The organism is Delftia sp. 11MD (genome assembly GCF_050907895.1).
Taxonomy (GTDB): Bacteria; Pseudomonadota; Gammaproteobacteria; order Burkholderiales; family Burkholderiaceae_C; genus Comamonas; species Comamonas tsuruhatensis.
Genome location: NZ_CP194333.1, coordinates 1,849,442 through 1,867,478 on the forward strand (window position 1 = coordinate 1,849,442; position 18,037 = coordinate 1,867,478).

The window sequence follows — 18,037 nt, forward strand, 5'->3', positions numbered from 1 at the left end:
ATGATCCAGGACGACCGGCCGGCGCCCCCGGCCTCCTATCAGGCGCTTGATCTGCTGTGCACGCTGATGACCGTGCTCGACGAGCAAGGCGCCGTGCTTTTCGCCAACGCGGCCCTTGAGAACGCACTGGGCCTGTCGCGCCGCATGCTCGAAGGCAGCGAGCTGGCTGCCTGCTTCACCGAGCCGGCCTTGCTGGACAAGGCCTTGCGCGGCGCCCAGGACAACGACTTCGCCGCCCTGCGCTTCGAGGCCAGCCTGCACCGCGTGGGGGGCGATGCGCTTCCTGTGCACGTCACGGTTTCCCTGGCCGAGCGGCCCGGCCATGTGCTGGTGGAGTTCTGGCCGCTGGAGCAGCAGGCACGCCAGGACCGCGAGGAGCGTTTGCGCGAGCAGGCCCAGGCGCACAAGGAGCTGATCCGCAACCTGGCCCACGAGATCAAGAACCCGCTGGGCGGCATCCGTGGCGCGGCCCAGCTGCTGCAGATGGATCTGGACGCGCCCGAGCTGCGCGAGTACACCGAAGTCATCATCCACGAGGCCGACCGTCTGCAGGCGCTGGTCGACCGGCTGCTGGCGCCGCACCGCCATCCGCACGAGGTCGGTGACGTCAACATCCACGAAGTCTGCGAGCGCGTGCGTTCGCTGGTGTTGGTCGAGCATCCTGCAGGGCTGACCATTACGCGCGACTACGACATCTCCATTCCCGAGTTCCGGGGCGACAGCGCACAGCTGATCCAGGCCGTGCTCAACATCGTCCAGAACGCGGCGCAGGCCTTGCACGAACGCATCGCTGCCGGCGATGCCGAGATCATTTTGAGAACCCGTGTGGCGCGCCAGGTAACTTTTGGTCGCCAACGCTACCGGTTGGCATTGGAATTGCATGTGATCGACAACGGGCCAGGCGTTCCCGATGCCATCAAGGAGCGGATCTTCTATCCGCTGGTATCGGGAAGGGATGGCGGTTCGGGACTGGGGCTGACGCTGGCGCAGACCTTCGTGCAGCGCCACCAGGGGCTGATCGAATGTGAAAGCCAGCCGGGCCGCACGGATTTCCGCATCCTCATTCCCCTGCCTTGAGGCCCACGGAAGTCAACACTGCAACAAGGGAAGGAAGCACCACCAATGAAACCGATCTGGATCGTGGATGATGACCCTTCCATCCGCTTCGTGCTGGAAAAGGCACTGGGCCGGGAAGGCTGGGCAACGCGCAGCTTCGTTCAGGCGCGCGACGTGCTCACGGCACTGTCCGATGTCGATGCCAGCGACCCGGCGCGCCAGCCACCACAGGTGCTGGTCAGCGATATCCGCATGCCCGGCGGCTCCGGCCTGGAACTGCTCGAGCAGATCCGCGCCCAGCAGCCCGGCCTGCCCGTCATCATCATGACCGCGTACTCCGACCTGGACAGTGCCGTCTCGGCCTTCCAGCGCGGAGCCTTCGAGTACCTGCCCAAACCCTTCGACCTGCCCAAGGCGGTGGAACTCATCCGCCGCGCCGTCGAGGAAAGCCTGCGCGAGGACGTGGCCGAGGCACAGGCCCCGCTGCAGGCCGAGATGCTGGGCCAGGCGCCTGCCATGCAGGACGTCTTTCGCGCCATCGGCCGGCTCAGCCAGAGCCAGGTCACGGTGCTGGTCACGGGCGAGTCGGGCTCGGGCAAGGAACTGGTGGCGCGCGCGCTGCACAAGCACTCGCCCGTGGCGGGCGGCCCCTTCGTGGCCATCAACACCGCCGCCATCCCCAAGGACCTGCTGGAGTCCGAGCTGTTCGGCCACGAGCGCGGCGCCTTCACGGGCGCACAGACCCAGCGGCGCGGCCGCTTCGAGCAGGCCGAGGGCGGCACGCTCTTTCTCGATGAAATCGGCGACATGCCTTTCGACCTGCAGACGCGCCTGCTGCGTGTGCTGTCGGACGGGCATTTCTACCGCGTGGGCGGCCACCAGGCCGTCAAGGCACATGTGCGCGTCATCGCCGCCACCCACCAGGACCTGGAGCAGCGCGTGCGCAACGGCGCCTTCCGCGAGGATCTGTTCCACCGCCTCAACGTCATCCGCCTGCGCCTGCCCGCGCTGCGCGAGCGCAACGAAGACGTGCCCATGCTGGCACGCCACTTCCTGCAGCAAAGCGCGCGGCAGCTGGGCGTGGAGCCCAAGCGCATGGGGGTCGATGCCATGCAGCGGCTGCAGTCGTTCGCCTTTCCCGGCAACGTGCGCCAGCTGGAGAACATCTGCCACTGGCTGACCGTCATGGCGCCAGCCCAGGTCATCTCGGTCAAGGACCTGCCTCCCGAGGTGCTGGGCGAGGCCGCGCCACCCGTGGGCGGCGGCAGTGCCGGCGTGCCCGCACCGGTGGTGCTGTCGCATGCGCCGGCCGTGGCGGAAGAGGGAGTGGGCCGCATCGCCATGCCAGCCCCGTCGCTGGCCCAGCCGCATGACGGGGGACTGGCCACGTCCGACCTGGACTGGGTGCATCTGCTGGGGCAGCAGGCGCGCCAGCTGCTGGAGCACACCCATGCCCAGGGGCATGGCGAGGTCTGGGACCAGCTGTCCCGCCGCTTCGAGGCGCAGCTGATCCGCTCGGCCCTGGCCGTCACCCACGGCCGCCGGGTCGAGGCCGCCCAGCGCCTGGGCATAGGCCGCAACACCATCACCCGCAAGTTGCAGGAGCTGGGCATGGACGAGGACGCCTTCGAGTAAGGCAAGCCGGCGGGCGGCTGGGCCCTTGCCTTGGCAAGGGTCCGACTCCTACAGGCCGGCGCCCGGGGTGCTGACGGGCCGTGCCGCCCGGGCTGGGGACAATGGAGTCCTCTTCGCTGGAACGGCCTACGTCCCGACCTATCGTGCCCACAGTCCTCTCCAACCTCTGGCAAAAGGCCAAACCCGCCCGCCCGGGCGTGATGTGCCCATCGACACCGCGCAAGCTCGGCGAGCCGGTCGATGCGTACTGGCATGACCGCTATTTCCTGGAGCCGTACTTCGTGCCGGGGCGCGGCTACGACCAATACCGGCCCGCCTATGCACTGGGCTGGAAGGCTTCCCTGTCGCCGGAACACGCGCAGCAGGATTTCGAGTCCGCAGAAGCCCGGCTGGAAGAACGCTGGGAGCAGGAACGGGGCGGCAGCCTGCTGCACTGGAACCAGGTGCGTGAGGCCGTGGAGGCCTCCTGGCTGCAGGCGCGCCGGCGCACGCCCGCACAGCCTGCGGCTTCCACGCTGGAACTGCAGACCACGGCGCTGCTCAATGCCGTGCTGGCCCTGGGTCGCCAGGCCCATGTCCGGTTGGGCGAATGCATGGATCCCATGCCCCAGGGACTGATAGGCCAGGTACTGGCGCGCCACTTCAATGCCAGCCAGGTCCTGGTCGATGACCTGGAACGCGCCATCGACGCCAACGGCGGCGTGGTGCTGCCCGTGCGCGACAGCCGTGCCGCACTGCGTCGCAACGCCTTCTGGGACGGGCTGCTGGGCAGGGAAGAGGGCGCGGACTACGTGCTGGACCAGGCCGAGTCCTGCCAGCAGCAATGGCTGAGCGCCTATGAGGCTGCTGAGCAGTCCCGTCTGCCGGCGCCACTCAGCGAAGTTCTGCATCGCCAGTCCCTGATGCTGCGCGGGCAGATCGAGGCCATCCACTGGCTGCGCCGGTACATGCTGTAGCGCAAGTCTGAAAACCTAGCCCAATGTCACGACGACCGGCGCATGGTCGCTGGGCTGAGGGTTCTTGCGCGGCGCGCGGTCCACGATGCAGGCGGTGACGCTGGGACGCAAGGCCTCGCTGACCAGGATATGGTCAATGCGCAGGCCCCGGTTCTTCTGGAAACCCAGCATCCGGTAGTCCCACCACGAATAGCTTTTCTCGGGCTGGTCGAACATGCGGAAGGCATCGGTCAGGCCCAGCTGCAGCAGCGCCTGGAAATGCGTGCGCTCTTCCACCGTGTGGTGGATCGTGTCCTTCAGGCCGATGGGATCGTAGGAGTCGCGGTCCTCGGGGGCCACGTTGAAGTCGCCCACCAGCACCAGGCGCGGATGGGCTGCCATCTCGCTTTTCACCCAGTCCTGCAGCGCCTGCAGCCAGCGCATCTTGTAGGCGAACTTGTCGGTGCCCGGCGCCTGTCCATTGACGAAGTAGCCGTTGATCAGGCGCACCGGGCCGCCTTCGGCATCGAGGGTGGCGGCAATGATGCGGGCCTGCTCGTCATCCAGGCCCGGGATATTGCGCACCACGTCGTGCACCGGCGTGCGCGTCAGCCAGGCCACGCCGTTGTAGGTCTTCTGTCCATGGCTGACCGCGTGGTAGCCGGCCTCCTGCAGCGCCTGCAGCGGAAACTTGTCGTCGGTGAGCTTGAGCTCCTGCAGCGCCAGCGCATCGACAGGATTGGCCTGCAGCCAGGCCAGCACCTGCGGCAGGCGCACGGACAGGGAATTGACGTTCCAGGTGGCGATTTTCATTTGAAGAATGGTCCTTTGATTTGATTGTCGCATCACGGGTGGCAAGGCTACGATCCCGATGCTGATCTGCCTGGAGGAGCTTTTGGGAGGGCACATCAGAACCGTCACACTCCATCGACAAGACTATTCAAGATGATGAACTGGCTCTCACAAGCCGCGCCCTGGCTGGCGCTGCTGGGCGCGATTCCCTTGCTGTATGCGCTCTCGCTGCTGCTGGCCACTTTGAACTGCATGCGCCTGCGCCTGCGTGCTGCGCCCATGGCCGTGGTGGAGCGCCAGGCACTGGAGCCCGAATCACGGGCGGTGCTGGATGCCATGCGGCCGGAGTTGCAAGCCTTGGGCTTCACCTGGTGTGCCAGCCTGCAGGGCACGCATCCGCAGGCCATGGATCCCGACCTTCCTCTGGAGGTGGACTTGTTCGTCCATGCCGACGGGCGGGCCTGGGCGATGGTCCAGGCCGAACAGGCGGGAAGCGCCAGGCATGGCCGCACCGTGGGCTCCGTGACCTGGCTCACATTCTTTGCCGACGGGCGCAATTGGATGGGCTTCAATGGCCTACCTCAGACAAGCCTGCCTGCGCCGCCCGGCTGGACCTACCTGGACGATGCCCAGCCCGATACCGCATCGGCCTGGGTCGCCTACGCCGAGCGCCTGTCCGGCGACCGGGCTCCCGTGGTCCAGGGCCTTGACCAGGCGGTACAGCGCCTGGATGAGTGGGGCCGGAGCCAAGTCCCTGCACTGGTGGCCCAGGGCCGTGCGCTGCCTGCCGGGCCCGGGTTCTGGCGGCTCAGCTGGCGCGAGTCGCTGCGGCTGGCCTGGCGCGCCTTGCGCCAGGTGCGCAAGGAAGACAGGGCGGGGCCCGCCAGCCCATCTGCCGACGCATGCCTTCATGGGCCGCAGGTCCGGCAAGTGTCCGAGGCGCTGCGCTTTCGCTACCAGAAAGCCGTGCAGCGCGGGCTGGGCATGGCGCACAACCGCCACCGCAGTTTCTGGATCACGGCGGCGCTGTTCCTGGCAGCAGGCGCCGTGCTGTTTTCATGGGACATGGCGTGGATGCTTCTGGTGGTGATCGCCGTGCATGAAGGAGGGCATTGGCTGGCCATGCGCTGGGCGGGCTACCAGCGTCAATCCGTCTTCTTCATTCCTGGCCTGGGCGGCATGGCCACCGGAGAAAAGGCGGATGCCACGCCGCTGCAAAAAGTGGGCGTCTATCTGGCCGGTCCCATGCCTGGGCTGTTGCTGGCTGTGGGAGCGCTGGCTGCCGTAGGCTGGGGCCTGCTCCCGCAGCCACCCGCCTGGACCATGCAATTGCTGCTGCTGACCCTGGTCGTCAACGCATTCAACCTGTTGCCCCTCACGCCTTTGGATGGCGGCCGCGTGGTGGAGAGCCTGCTGTTCGCTCGCCTGCCCGCAATGCGGCTGGTGTTTGCACTGGCGGGCATGGCCGCGCTGGGTGGGCTGGCCTGGTTCAGCCGGGACCCCTTGATCTCCATCCTCACCGGCGTGCTGCTGATGGGGCTGCCATGGCAATGGCGTGTGATGCAACTGGAGCGGGCCGTGCATCGCACCCTGCACACGCTTCCTCAACAGGAGGCATGCCAGGCCCCGGTCAGCGAGGCCGATGCCGTACACCGCGCATTCGGCGTGCTGCAGCAACCCGCTTTTGCGCGCTGGCCCTTTGTCCGGCGCGCGGCCGCTGCAGGCGCACTGCTGCCCTCCTTGCAATCGCGTGCGCCCGGTTGGGCCGAAGGCGCAGCGGGCCTGGCAATCTACCTGGCCTGCCTGCTGCTGCCGGTGGCCATGGTCATGGGCATTCATCAAGCTGCGCCGCAGGGGCGGCAGGTTCTTGCTGCGCTGTGGGATGTGGAGCTGTCTCCCCGCCGTGATTACGTACCGGAGCAGCACCTGGCCGCGATCGAGGCCCGCCTGGCCCAGGCCGACCAACTGCCCCCGTCTGCCCAAGAGCAACGGGTGGAGATCTACCTGGAAGCCGCCGGGGAACTGCAACTCATGGACGACCATCCTCTGGCCGAGGCGCGCGCCAAAGCACTTTACCAATCGGCCTGGGCGATGACGCAGTCCCGGGCACAGAGTGATCTGCAGCGTGCCCTTGCATTGAAAGGCATGGCCGACACGGCGGATACCGCCGAGCAGGCAACGAATTTGCGCCAGCGACTGGTGGCCGACCTGCAGGACGTGCCAGGCCCTGCACGCCGGGTGCTGGCCAGCGTGCAGGAAGTTCTTGCGTTCTGGGGACCGCCTGATCAGACCGTGGCGCAAAGGCTTGATCGGATGGTGCAAGCCGTGGACATCCGCCGCGCCGACGCCGATGCGCCGGACGATTTCCTGCTGCTGCACGCGCGCATCAAGCTCGCCCGGTTGCTGGATGCCAGCGGCCACCCCGAAGCGGCGCAAGCCCAGTTGCAGGCCAATGTGATCGCGCTCCAGGCCGCGCTTCAGGCAGCGCCGCAAGCTGCACATGCCGTGACTGCGGATTCGGCTCAGCGCCGTGAATGGAAAATCTTCTCATTGATGCAGGCCGAAACCCTGCATGCTCGGTTCATGGCCGAGCACGGCCAGACTGGCGCTGCCGTGGCACTGGCCCGCCAAAGCGTGGAGCGCACCCCGCCGAAGAAGGCCGGCCACTACGCCTCCCAGGACAGCTGGATCGCCTGGCTCTGGATTGCCATAGGCATGGGTGATGCCGCTGAAGTGCGCCAGGCCCTGGCGCAACAACTGCCTGCACCCCGTGCATATGCCGAAATCGGAATCGCCCAGGCCCGGCTGGCCGCCGCGCAACGATCACCCCGGATCTTTTGCATATCAATTTTCCGATGTCAAAGTTGAGTTGATCAAGACCGCAGATGGCGATATCACTGCAGGTGGCGTGCTGGACAGCGATTTCCTGTACGAACGCGCGACTGATGCATCTGGCCAGATTCTCGCTCAATACAGCTTTTCCTCGCCCGTCGTCCTCCGGCCCAGGGTGCCCACTTGTACCCCACAGGCGCCGGAGCCCGTGCGCATGGCCCAGACTGTCGCTCAAAAACTCACCTCAATCGGCTCAACCGGTGCTCCCCGCTCCTTCCTCATCTCGTTGTTGTGCAAGGGCGGCATTCCAGGTTCGTTGACCAACGCCTATGTCACCCTGACGGATGTGGCAAATCCTGGAAATATCGGGAATGCTCTGACCCTGTCGAAAACCTCGGTGGCAAAAGGTGTGGGTGTGCAGATCCGCAAGGATGACCAGATACTGGGCTTTGGCCCGGACTCCAATGCCGCCGGCAACAGGAATCAATGGTTTGCAGGGTCTGTTGCCTACGGGCAGGAGCGGTTGGATATCCCGCTGACGGCGCGCTATGTCAAGACCGAAGAGAAAGTGACCATAGGCAGTGCCAATGCGGCGGCGACCTTCACCATCAGCTACCAGTAGTTCCCCCTGATCCCTTGCGCTTTCGGTCTGACCGCTGCCAGGCCATTCAGCGTGGTCAGGCAAGTCTGCGGGTGCGCGGCCATGCCCGCAGAATACGCAGATGCTTGATCTACTCGTCATTCACGCCACGCTGCCCGACGGCCGCCAGGACATGTCCATCGCCGTGCAGGGCGGGCGCATCGTCGAGGTCGCGGCGGGCCTTTCAGCGCCTGCCCACCAGGTGGTCGATGCACAGCACCAGCTGGTGTCGCCTCCCTTCGTCGATCCGCATTTCCACATGGATGCCACGCTGAGCCACGGCCTGCCGCGCGTCAACCGCAGCGGCACGCTGCTGGAGGGCATAGCGCTGTGGGGCGAGCTCAAGCCGCTGCTCACGGCCGAGGCGCTGATCTCGCGCGCGCTGGAGTATTGCGACTGGGCGGCGGCCAAGGGGCTGCAGGCCATCCGCAGCCATGTGGATACCAGCGATGCCCGCCTGCTGGCCGTCGATGCGTTGCTGGAGGTCAAGCGCCAGGTGGCTCCCTATATCGACCTGCAGCTGGTGGCGTTTCCGCAGGACGGCGTGCTGCGCTCGCCCGGCGGCGTCGCCAACCTGCGGCGGGCGCTGGACAAAGGCGTGGACGTGGTGGGTGGCATTCCCCACTTCGAGCGCACCATGGCCGAGGGTGCCGACAGCGTCAGGCTGCTGTGCGAGCTGGCGGCCGAGCGCGGCCTGCTGGTGGACATGCACTGCGACGAGTCCGACGACCCGCTGTCGCGCCACATCGAAACCCTGGCCTTCGAGGCGCAGCGCCTGGGCCTGCAGGGCCGCGTCACGGGCTCGCACTGCACCTCCATGCACAGCATGGACAACTACTACGTGAGCAAGCTGCTGCCGCTGATCGCCGAAAGCGGCGTGGCCGTGATTGCCAATCCGCTGATCAACATCACGCTGCAGGGCCGCCAGGACAGCTATCCCAAGCGCCGCGGCATGACGCGCGTGCCCGAGCTGCTGGCCGCAGGCGTCAACGTGGCCTTCGGCCATGACTGCGTGATGGACCCGTGGTACGGCATGGGCTCGGGCGACATGCTGGAGGTCGCCCACATGGGCCTGCATGTGGCGCAGATGACCGGCCAGGACGGCATGCGCGACTGCTTCGACGCCGTGACCACGCGCGCGGCGCGTGTGATGCACCTTGACTGCTATGGCATCGAGGCCGGCTGCGATGCCAGCTTCGTGCTGCTGCAGGCGCGCGATGCGGCCGAGGCGATACGGCTGCGCGCCACGCGCCTGAAGGTGTTCCGCAAGGGCCGGTTGCTGGCCGAGGCGCCTGCTGCAACGGCTGCGCTGCATCTGCCGGGCCGCCCGGCAAGAATCGACTGGCGGCGCTGAACCGGCGCCGGCCTCAGGCGCCGGCCAGGCTGGCCTCGCGCACGATGGTCTGCAGGGCCACCAGGTCCCTGACCACCAGGCCCTGGGCTTCCACGCGAATGCAGGCGTCGCGCTCCATGCGCTTGAGCTCCTGGTTCACGCGCTGGCGCGAGGCGCCCAGCAACTGGGCCAGCTCCTCCTGCACCAGTTGCAGGCCTATGCGCAGCTCGCGCGGGTCGTCCAGCACCTGTGTGCCGTAGCTGCGCGACAGGTGCAGCAGCTGCTTGGCCAGGCGTGCGCGCAGGGGCAGGGTGTTGAGGTCTTCCACCAGCCCGTAGGTCTGGCGTATGCGGTGGGCCTGCAGGCGCAGCAGGGCGTCGTAGAACTCCACATGCGTGGCCAGGATGGCGTGAAAGCTCTCCTTGTCCACGCACAGCAGCGTGGTGTCGCCGTGGGCATAGGCATCGCGCGTGCGGGGCTCGTCAAGAAAGGTGGACATGGCACCGAACCAGGCACCCGGCTCCACATAGGCCAGCGTGGTCTGCCGACCCGACAGGCTGGTCGAGCTCATGCGCACGGCGCCCTGCGCACAGGCATACCACCTGTGCGGCACATCGCCGCGTGCATAGATCAGTGCCCCGTCCTTGAGCCGCCGGACCGTGGTCTGGCGCAGGATGTCATGGCGCAGCGAGGGCGAAAGGCTGCAGAACCACTGGCCGGAATTGATGGCCTCGCGCTCGGCGGGGGTGAGCATGGGCTCGTGGGTACTCGTTTGCAAACCGCTTGTCTCCAATCGGCCGCAATTTTAGGGCGTGCGGGCCTGCGGATAGGCGTGCAATTGCTCGCGCAGCAACTGCACGAAGCAGTCAGCCCTTTCGGTGGGGGCGTATTGGGGCGGCAGGGCCAGCACCACCTCCACCGCACAGGCTGGCAGCAGTGGCAGCACACGCAGGTCGCGCGCGAACACCGAGGCCACGTAGGGGTTGACCACGCCCAGCCCCAGCCCTTGGGCGGCCAGGGTGCAGATGGTGGAGGAGTAGGTGGTCTCCATGGTGGAGCCGGCCTCTATGCCCTGCTCCTGCATGGTGCTGCGCAGTTGCAGGTAGATGTCGTCATCGGCGTTGAGCGTCAGCAGCAGCTGGCCCTGCAGATCGCGCACATGCAGCCGTGTGCGCGTGGCCAATGCATGGTCCGGGTGCATGACGCAGACGGCGCGGCTGCGGTGCAGCACGGTGGCGTCCAGCTCGGGCGTGCTCAGCGCCATGGTGCTGACCACCAGGTCGAAGTGGCCATGCAGCAGGCCCTCGCGCAAGGGCGTGGAGCCCAGGGTCTGCAGGCTGATGTGGGTGCCCGGGTAGCGCTGCGCGAAGCTGCGCACCACGGCCGGGATCACGCTCAGGCCCAGGGCCGGCGTGCAGCCTATGCGCAGCGTGCCGGCGCCGGACTGGCGCAGTGCGGCCAGGTCGCGCTCTATGCGCTCGCGCCCCAGGAAATGCTGCTGCACGGTGGCGAACAGTTCCACGGCCTCGGCCGTGGGGCGCAGCCGGCCCTTGTGCATGTCGAACAGCTTGAGCCCTGCGGCCGCCTGCATCTGGGCCAGCAGCCGGCTGACCGAAGGCTGCGTGGTATGCAGCAGCCGCGCGGCGGCCGTGGTGGTGCCGGTCTGCATGACGGCACGGAAGGCCTCGATCTCTCGGGCGCTCAGGGGTCTGGACATGGCGATTCGGTCCTGCTCGGGGTGGCTGGCAATGTATATCTTTTCTGTATAGAGGCCACGGAAAAATGCATTTTTCCAAAGATGCCCCGCTTTCTACACTGGCCTCATTGCATCGTTTGCCCAGGCGCAGCAGCGCCATCGAAAGGATTCCATGATCAAGACAAGCTCAGGCCGCAAAGCCGCCATGCTCGCTGCGGCCATCTCCGCCTCGTTGGCTGGCACGGCACCAGTCGCCGCCATCGCGCAGGATGGCTTTCCCCAGCCGGGGCGCCAGCTGCGCATCATCGTGCCGTTCACTGCAGGCGGCAGCTCCGACGTGCAGGCACGCATGCTGGCCGACCGCCTGAGCCGGCTCTGGGGCCAGCCGGTGGTGGTGGAAAACAAGCCCGGCGCGGGCGGTCATCTGGGAGGCCGATATGTGGCCGATCAGCCGGCCGACGGCTACACGCTGATGGTGGGCTCCATCGGCCTGCATGCCGCCTATGGCGTATACAGCAAGCTGGCCTATGACCCCGCAAAGGATCTGCGCGTGGTGACCGTGCTGGCCGAGATGCCGCATGTGGTGGTGGCCACGCCCAGCCTTGCCGCCAGCAACCTGGCCGAGCTGACGGCGCTGGCCAAAAAGGCGCCTGGCACGGTCAACTTCGGCTCGGCCGGCGTGGGCTCGTCGGTGCACATGATGGGTGAGCTGTACAAGCTGCAGGCGGGCGCGCCCATCGTGCACGTGCCTTATCGCGGCAGCTCGGCCGCGATCAACGACCTGCTGGGCGGCCAGATCCAGCTCATGTTCGAGAACCCGCCCACGGTGCTGTCGCACATACGCGGCGGCAAGCTCAAGGCGCTGGCCGTCACGGGCAGCCAGCGACTGCCGGCCCTGCCGGACGTGCCCACGGCGGCCGAGTCCGGGCTCAAGGACTTTGTGGCCACCTCCTGGACCACCGTGGCCGTCTCCTCCAAGGTGCCCGAGGCCATCGTCAAAAAGCTCAATGACGACATCCGAAAGGTCGTGGCCACGCCCGAGTTCCGCAAGGGCCTGCAAGAGCAGGGCATGAGCGCCGTCGCCAACAGCCTGCCTGAGGCGCAATCCTTCGTTGCCCGCGAAAAGCAGCGCTGGGACCGCGTGATCGCCGAAGGCCACATCTCCGCCCAATGAAACGCTCCATGACTTCGAACACCCCCGCATCCTTCGTCCCCTGCCGCCGCCTGGGCGATGGCCGCCAGCACCACTTCTTCGGCTACTACAACAAGTCCAGCTGGGACCGCAGCAACCGCCTGGTGCTGGCGCAGCAAACGCCGTGGATGGACCAGTACCTCACGCCCCAGGCGCGGGCGTCCATCGGCTACTTCGATACCGAAAACGGTGACCGCTTCCACGCCGTGGGCGAGACCGGCGCCTGGAACTGGCAGATGGGCAGCCAACTGCAGTGGCTTGACGGGCTGGCGGGCCGCCAGCTGATCCACAACGACAGGACGGCAGATTCCGGGGGGCGCTATCCGGGCTTCGGCTCCGTGGTCATCGATGTGGACAGCGGCGCGCGGCGCACCCTGCCCATGCCTGTGTATGTGGTGGCGCCCAGCAGTGCCTGGGCGCTGTGCGTGGACTACCGTCGTCTGTACGTCACGCACGAAACCATCGGCTACAGCGAAGAGGGTGGTCCCTTCGCCTTGCCCCTGGCGCCCGAGGACGACGGCATCTGGCGCATGGAGGTCGCGACGGGCGAGGCAAGGCTGCTGGCCAGCTATGCGCGCCTCAAGGCATTTCATCACCGCACATCAATGGACAAGGCCATCCACTGGGTCAGCCATATCGAGGTCAACCCGTCGTCATCGCGCATCCTGTTCCTGCACCGCTGGACCGAACGCGTCAAGGACGAAACCTGCTTTCTGCACCGCCTCATCACCATGGCGCCCGACGGCTCCGACATGCGCCTGCTCGAATGCTCGGACCATCCGCTGCCCCAGCTGGCCGACGACTTCGACCCGATGGCCGTGGGCACGTTCGACTACGAAAAGTCCGAATACCAGATCTCGCATCCGCTATGGCAGGACGACAGCCACATCATTGTGTGGGGCCCGCATGCCGGGGAGATCCACTATCACCTCTATGACGATGTGGACGGCGGTGACGTGCAGGTGGTGGGCGCAGGCGTGCTGGTGGAGAACGGCCACATGAGCTTCTCGCCCGTGGACACGCGCTGGCTGCTCAGCGACACCTATCCCGACGACCGAACGCACGAGCGCTTCCTGTTCCTGTACGACATGCACACGGGCGAGCGCCACGACCTGGGCAGCTTCTACGCCTCGCCCGATCTCAGCAAGGAAAACCGCTGCGACCTGCACCCGCGCTGGAGCCGTGACGGGCGCCAGGTCTGCATCGACTCCGTGCACGAGCACCAGCGGCAGATGTATGCGCTGGATGTGTCGGGGATCGTGCAGGCTTGACTCGGGTAGCCGGGGGCGCGTAAGCAGCCCCCGGCTACAGCATACGACTCAGCGCGGCTTGCGCATTCGCGTGCGGCGTCCGGCCAGGGCTGCGACGCCCAGCATCAGCGCTGCCAGCGTCCACTGGCCCCATTGCGAAAGCGTGGGAATGGCCGCGGGGCTGCCGCCGGCAGCGGCGGCCAGCACGGCCACGCCACCCGGGTCACTGATGAAGGCGTTCACATCCAGGTCGTCATCGCCGTTCCTGCCGTCCTCAATCGTCAGCGTCACGCTGTTGTCGCTGGCGTTGAACTGCGCGCCGGTGAAGTGATACCAGTGCGGCGTTGCGTTGTCGGACGTGGGGCCGTACTTCCAGTACTGTGCATTGCGGGGCAGATTGTTCGGGAACGTGAGCTTGATGCTCACCGTGGATCCCGGCGCACCGTTGTGGACAGCGAAATCGAACAGGCCCAGCGGGAACTGAAGATTGGCAGGCGGTGCGTCGGCAGGTGACCTGATGTGCCCCTGCAGCGGGATGAAGCCCGCAGTCTGCGCCGGGCCTGTTCCCATGGGTGTGAAGACCCATGGGCTTCCCGCAGCAATCTCTGCTGAGACCGTCGTTCCGCCCACGGTACCGGTGATGGTGCTCAGAGAGTGGGGGGGCAGGGTGATCGTGAAGGTCTGGTTCACGGGCGTTGCCGCGGCGTACTCGGCATCGCCGGCCTGGCTGGCCTGCAGCGTGCAATCTCCCGTGCGCATCAGCCGCAGCGAGGTGCCCGTGACCACACAGGTCTGAGGAGTGAGGCTGCTGAAGCTGATCGGCAGGTTGGAGTTGGTTGCGGCGGCGTTTGCCAGCGACAGGGCCTGGGGGCTCAGATAACGCAGGGACGAGAAATCGAAGGTGATGTTCTGGATTGCCTTGCCGACTGCAATCTGTACCGAGCCGGTGGCCTGTGCATGGTTGGCATCGGCCGCCTTGGTCGCCGTCACCGTGCAGCTGCCTACGGCCGTGCCGGTGACGGTGTTGCCGAACAGCGTGCAGTTGCCAGCGCCTGCCGTCAGCGCCAGCGTGAGCACACCGCTGCCGCTGCCGCCAGTGACGGTGACCGTGCTGGAGTCGCCTTTGGGAATGCTGGCGGGTGATGCCACCACGGACAGGGCCACCTGGCTTGCCTGTGACACCGTCACCGAAGTGCTGGCCGTGGCCTCTTCATGGTCGGCATCCGCTGCCTTGGTGGCCGTGACCGTACAGGTTCCGACACCCAGGCCGGTGAGCGTGGAGCCCGCGATGCTGCAGGGGCCCGCGACGCTCAAGCCGATGGCGCCGGTGCCCGAGCCGCCCGTGGTGCTCAGTTGCGAAATGCCGCCAAAGCTGATGGCTGCAGGACTGGCCTGCACCGACAGTGCTGTCTGTCCAGCCTTGGCCACGATGACGGTGGTGCTGGCGCTGATGGCCTGGTGGTTGATGTCGCCAGCCTTGGTGGCCGTGATGGTGCAACTGCCGGCGCCAATGGCACTCAACTGGTTGCCCGTCACCGCGCAGAACTGGGCACCACCCGTCACGGCGTAGGTGACGGCGCCGCTGCCCGAACCCCCAGTGGTCGCCAGGGTTGCCGTGGCGCCGAAGGTCAGGGTCGAAGGCGTGGACTGCACGCTCAGGGTGACCTGGGCTGCAGGGGTCACGGTCACCACGGTGGTGGCCAGCGTGTCCTGGTAGTTGGCATCGCCCAGCTTGGTGGCGGTCACTGTGCAGGAGCCCGTGCCTTCCGCAGTGAGCGTGTTGCCGTTGACGGAGCAAAAGGCGGCTCCATCCGTGATGGAAAAGCCCACGGCGCCGGACCCTGCGCCGCCACTGGTTGACAGCGCGGCCGTGCTGAAGGCCGCCAGCGTGCTGGGCGTTGCCGTCGCCGTCAGCGCAGGCTGCTGGGCCTTGATCACCGAGATGTCCACGGTGGTCGTGGCGGCCAGGTAGCTGGCGTCTCCCGCCTTGGTCGCCGTCACGGTGCAATCGCCCACAGCCGTGGCTGTGACCGTGTTGCCTGTCAGGGTGCAATAGGCCGCGCCTGCAGTTACGGCGTAGCTGATGGCGCCTGCGCCAGAGCCGCCGTTGGCGCTCAGCGTGGTGGTGCCGGCATAGGGCAGGGTCTGCAGTGCTGCACTTGCCGTCAGTGCAGCCTGCGGGCTCTTGTCATTGGTCAGCGAGAACGAGGTGCTGGCCGCCCCTGCCTGCGCTGTCACGGTATAGCTGCCGGCGAACAGGTTGGCCGTGGCACTCAGCGATGCGATGCCCTGGTCGTTGGTCGTGACCGAGGTTCTTGTGGCAAAGGTGGTGGATGGCCCCGATGCGGCAGGCGCATTGAAGTCCACCATGATGCCGGCAAGCGGCTGGTCGTCGATGTCGGTGACCTTGACCGACAACGGCGTGGCAAAAGGCTGCTGGATGCGGGTGGACTGTTGAGAGCCAGTGAGCACCGCCATGGCCGCAGGTGGGCCGAAAGGATCGATGCGAAATACCAGACCATTCGAAAGGCTCTCGTTTGCGCTGAGAGCGCTGTTCGCAGGGTTGGTCAGGCCGTTGGTGCCCGATGTGGTGGTGGCGCCGCCCACGGAAAGAAGGGTCCTGCCCTGCACATTGGTTGCGGCCAGGCTGCGCATGGCCTCGTTTTCCGAGGTGCCCAGGAACCCTGCATAGTTCCAGTTGTTCGGATCGCTGGTTGCGATGCTGACCAGGAAGCCGTCCTGCTTGCCTCCTGGCGTGGTGGACAGGCCGCTTTGTGCCTTGACGGGAAAGCCTGCGCCATTGCTGGTGCTGCCCGTGGCGAACCACTGCACGCCGTCGCCGGCCAGCCCTTCCACGCTGTCGTAGCCATTGCCACCCAGGTAGGTGGCGTCCAGCACCTGGTCTCCTGATGCATTCAGACGCAGCACAAAGCCGTCCATGCCGGTGCTGCGCGCGGTCTGCGGCCCTAGGCCCTTGCGCAGTCCGCCGTTGTCGGCAGGAAAGTTGTCTGACCCGGTCTCCCCGCCCACGAGCAGTGAGCCGTCATACATCAGGTTCAGTGCCAGTGCACGGTCCGCACCGGCCCCCGAGCCTGTCAGCAGCGTGAAGTAGTCGAAGGCGCTGCCGTCGGCCCGGATCTTGGCGACGAAGCCGTCTGATCCATCGATGGCGCGCGAATTGATTTGTGTCCTGAGGCCCGTGGCGCCCGGCAGTCCCGAGACAGAGTCGGTAGCGCCTGCCACATAGGCCGCGCCGGTGCCGTCCACGGCAATGGCATATCCGATGTCGGCACCGCCGTCGCCGCCGATGTATCCGGCGTACTCCAGCCCGCTGCCTGAAGCGTCGATGCGGGCCACGAAGGCATCCCGCATTTCTGACTGCGCAGGGCCAAAGCCGTGGTTGAGCTGCGGCCCGTTCACGGCAGGAAAGCCTTTGCCTTCCGTGAATCCGGTCACATAGACCCGGCCAAGGGTGTCCAGAGCCAGGGCATTGGCCTGATCGTCACCCGTTCCACCAATCAGGCCCGAATACAGAATGCCGGCACCGTCTGGTGCCAGGCGCATGACGAAGGCATCCCTATCCGTCGTGCTCTTGCTGCGCCGAAAGCGTTGGTTGGCATCTGTGCCAAGCAGGGGGAAGCCGGTGGATTCCGTGCTGCCCGCCAGGTGGATGCGGTTTTGTATGTCCACGGCCAGGCCGTTGCAGGCGTCGTCTCCCGATCCGCCCACATAAGTGACGCTCAAGGGGACACCCTTGGGATCGAATCTGACGACGAAGGCATCCTCGCCACCTTTGCTGCTGCCCGCGTTGGGCAGGTCGGACGATTGCGTCACGCCGCAAGCGTAGGTGTTGCCGTCGCTGTCTCGCGCCACGGCGTTGACCTGGTCGGCCGAGTTGCCTCCGACCAGGCCCGAGTAGCCGGTCCAGGCCGGATCGATGACCAGCGGCAGGCCTTTGTCATGGCTGCCCAGCTCAAAGCCCACGCGCCAGGTGGTGGCGTCCACCTGCTCCAGCCGATAGCGGGCGGGCACGTCCACGCGGCCATTGCCCCGGGGTTGGTAGACCAGCGGTGCATCGTCGGTGAAAAGGTCGTTGCCTATGCTCCACTGCAGCGCTCCCGTGGGCAGGATGCGTGCATCCGTCGCACCTTCCACGCGCAGCCAGACCTGTGCGGCATCGGCACCAGGAGCCAGTTCAAACTGGTACTTCAGACCGCCGGGCTCGCCCTGGAAAACGGCATCAATGCCGGGCCAGACACTGCGGTAGCCCAAGGCACCGAAGCTGCGCAGGCCCGTGCGCCATTGCGCGGCTTCGCCGACCAGCCAGTGGTAGAGCGTGGGCGAAGGGTGCAGGCCCTGCGGGGCCGACATCGATGCGTTCTCGAAGCTGTAGCGCAGGCGCGAATCCGGGCGCAGGCTCAGGCTCCGGGCCACGCCGGATGCGGCCACCGACCGGCCTTGCACGCTGGTGGCCCGGCCGGGCAGGTCGATGCTCATGCCTTGCGCGTCGAAACTGATGCGCTTGCCTGTGGCCATGGCGCGAAAGCCGGCCCCGGGCATTTCTATGAAGCGGTTGTCCCTGCCAGAGAACTCGCGTTGCACCAGGGGATCGGCCTGAGCCCCCGTGGTCAAGGTCAACAGGGTCAAGGCCGCAATGGAACTGCGCATAGGTGTAC

The 18,037-nt window shown here is 66.6% G+C and carries 12 protein-coding genes; 8 read left to right on the forward strand and 4 right to left on the reverse strand.

Going from position 1 to position 18,037, the window contains the following annotated elements:
- The 3 genes from glnL (at window position 1) to ACRSCF_RS08325 (ending at window position 3,647) form a co-directional block, all read left to right on the forward strand.
- Complete coding sequence (gene glnL, locus ACRSCF_RS08315) at window positions 1-1,077, forward strand: nitrogen regulation protein NR(II) (protein ID WP_016447543.1); 1,077 nt, start codon at window positions 1-3, stop codon at window positions 1,075-1,077.
- 45 nt (window positions 1,078-1,122) lie between these two features.
- Window positions 1,123-2,691: a nitrogen regulation protein NR(I) gene (gene ntrC, locus ACRSCF_RS08320; protein ID WP_160851831.1), complete on the forward strand. Its 1,569-nt coding sequence runs from the start codon at window positions 1,123-1,125 to the stop codon at window positions 2,689-2,691.
- Window positions 2,692-2,834: 143 nt separating this feature from the next.
- The gene (locus ACRSCF_RS08325) at window positions 2,835-3,647 is read left to right on the forward strand and encodes a hypothetical protein (protein WP_239009652.1); all 813 of its coding nucleotides are present in this window, start codon (window positions 2,835-2,837) and stop codon (window positions 3,645-3,647) included.
- A gap of 15 nt (window positions 3,648-3,662) precedes the next feature.
- Here ACRSCF_RS08325 and xth read toward each other — a convergent pair whose 3' ends face one another.
- Complete coding sequence (gene xth / locus ACRSCF_RS08330; protein ID WP_016451300.1) at window positions 3,663-4,439, reverse strand: exodeoxyribonuclease III; 777 nt, start codon at window positions 4,437-4,439, stop codon at window positions 3,663-3,665.
- A gap of 132 nt (window positions 4,440-4,571) precedes the next feature.
- Between xth and ACRSCF_RS08335 the strand changes: the two genes are divergently transcribed.
- The 3 genes from ACRSCF_RS08335 to ACRSCF_RS08345 all read left to right on the forward strand — a co-directional run bounded on the left by ACRSCF_RS08335 (window position 4,572) and on the right by ACRSCF_RS08345 (window position 9,244).
- The gene (locus ACRSCF_RS08335; RefSeq protein WP_432675521.1) at window positions 4,572-7,286 is read left to right on the forward strand and encodes a site-2 protease family protein; all 2,715 of its coding nucleotides are present in this window, start codon (window positions 4,572-4,574) and stop codon (window positions 7,284-7,286) included.
- Between the two features lies 1 nt (window position 7,287).
- On the forward strand, window positions 7,288-7,872 hold the full coding sequence (locus ACRSCF_RS08340) for a fimbrial protein (RefSeq protein WP_432675523.1): 585 nt from the start codon (window positions 7,288-7,290) through the stop codon (window positions 7,870-7,872).
- A gap of 100 nt (window positions 7,873-7,972) precedes the next feature.
- On the forward strand, window positions 7,973-9,244 hold the full coding sequence (locus ACRSCF_RS08345) for an amidohydrolase family protein (RefSeq protein ID WP_034364142.1): 1,272 nt from the start codon (window positions 7,973-7,975) through the stop codon (window positions 9,242-9,244).
- A gap of 13 nt (window positions 9,245-9,257) precedes the next feature.
- Here ACRSCF_RS08345 and ACRSCF_RS08350 read toward each other — a convergent pair whose 3' ends face one another.
- Window positions 9,258-9,977, reverse strand: coding sequence for a Crp/Fnr family transcriptional regulator (locus tag ACRSCF_RS08350; protein ID WP_016451304.1), 720 nt, complete (start codon window positions 9,975-9,977; stop codon window positions 9,258-9,260).
- Window positions 9,978-10,028: 51 nt separating this feature from the next.
- Complete coding sequence (locus ACRSCF_RS08355) at window positions 10,029-10,940, reverse strand: LysR family transcriptional regulator (RefSeq protein ID WP_034364140.1); 912 nt, start codon at window positions 10,938-10,940, stop codon at window positions 10,029-10,031.
- A 151-nt stretch (window positions 10,941-11,091) separates the two neighbouring features.
- Between ACRSCF_RS08355 and ACRSCF_RS08360 the strand changes: the two genes are divergently transcribed.
- Window positions 11,092-12,093, forward strand: coding sequence for a Bug family tripartite tricarboxylate transporter substrate binding protein (locus ACRSCF_RS08360; protein WP_034364137.1), 1,002 nt, complete (start codon window positions 11,092-11,094; stop codon window positions 12,091-12,093).
- Window positions 12,090-13,382, forward strand: coding sequence for a hypothetical protein (locus ACRSCF_RS08365; RefSeq protein WP_432675526.1), 1,293 nt, complete (start codon window positions 12,090-12,092; stop codon window positions 13,380-13,382). The genes ACRSCF_RS08360 and ACRSCF_RS08365 overlap by 4 nt, the downstream gene beginning before the upstream one ends.
- Before the next feature lie 48 nt (window positions 13,383-13,430).
- Here ACRSCF_RS08365 and ACRSCF_RS08370 read toward each other — a convergent pair whose 3' ends face one another.
- Window positions 13,431-18,029 carry an IPTL-CTERM sorting domain-containing protein gene (locus tag ACRSCF_RS08370; RefSeq protein ID WP_244387921.1) on the reverse strand — a complete coding sequence of 1,533 codons (4,599 nt, stop codon included), beginning with the start codon at window positions 18,027-18,029 and terminating at the stop codon, window positions 13,431-13,433.
- Between the last annotated feature and the right edge of the window lie 8 nt (window positions 18,030-18,037).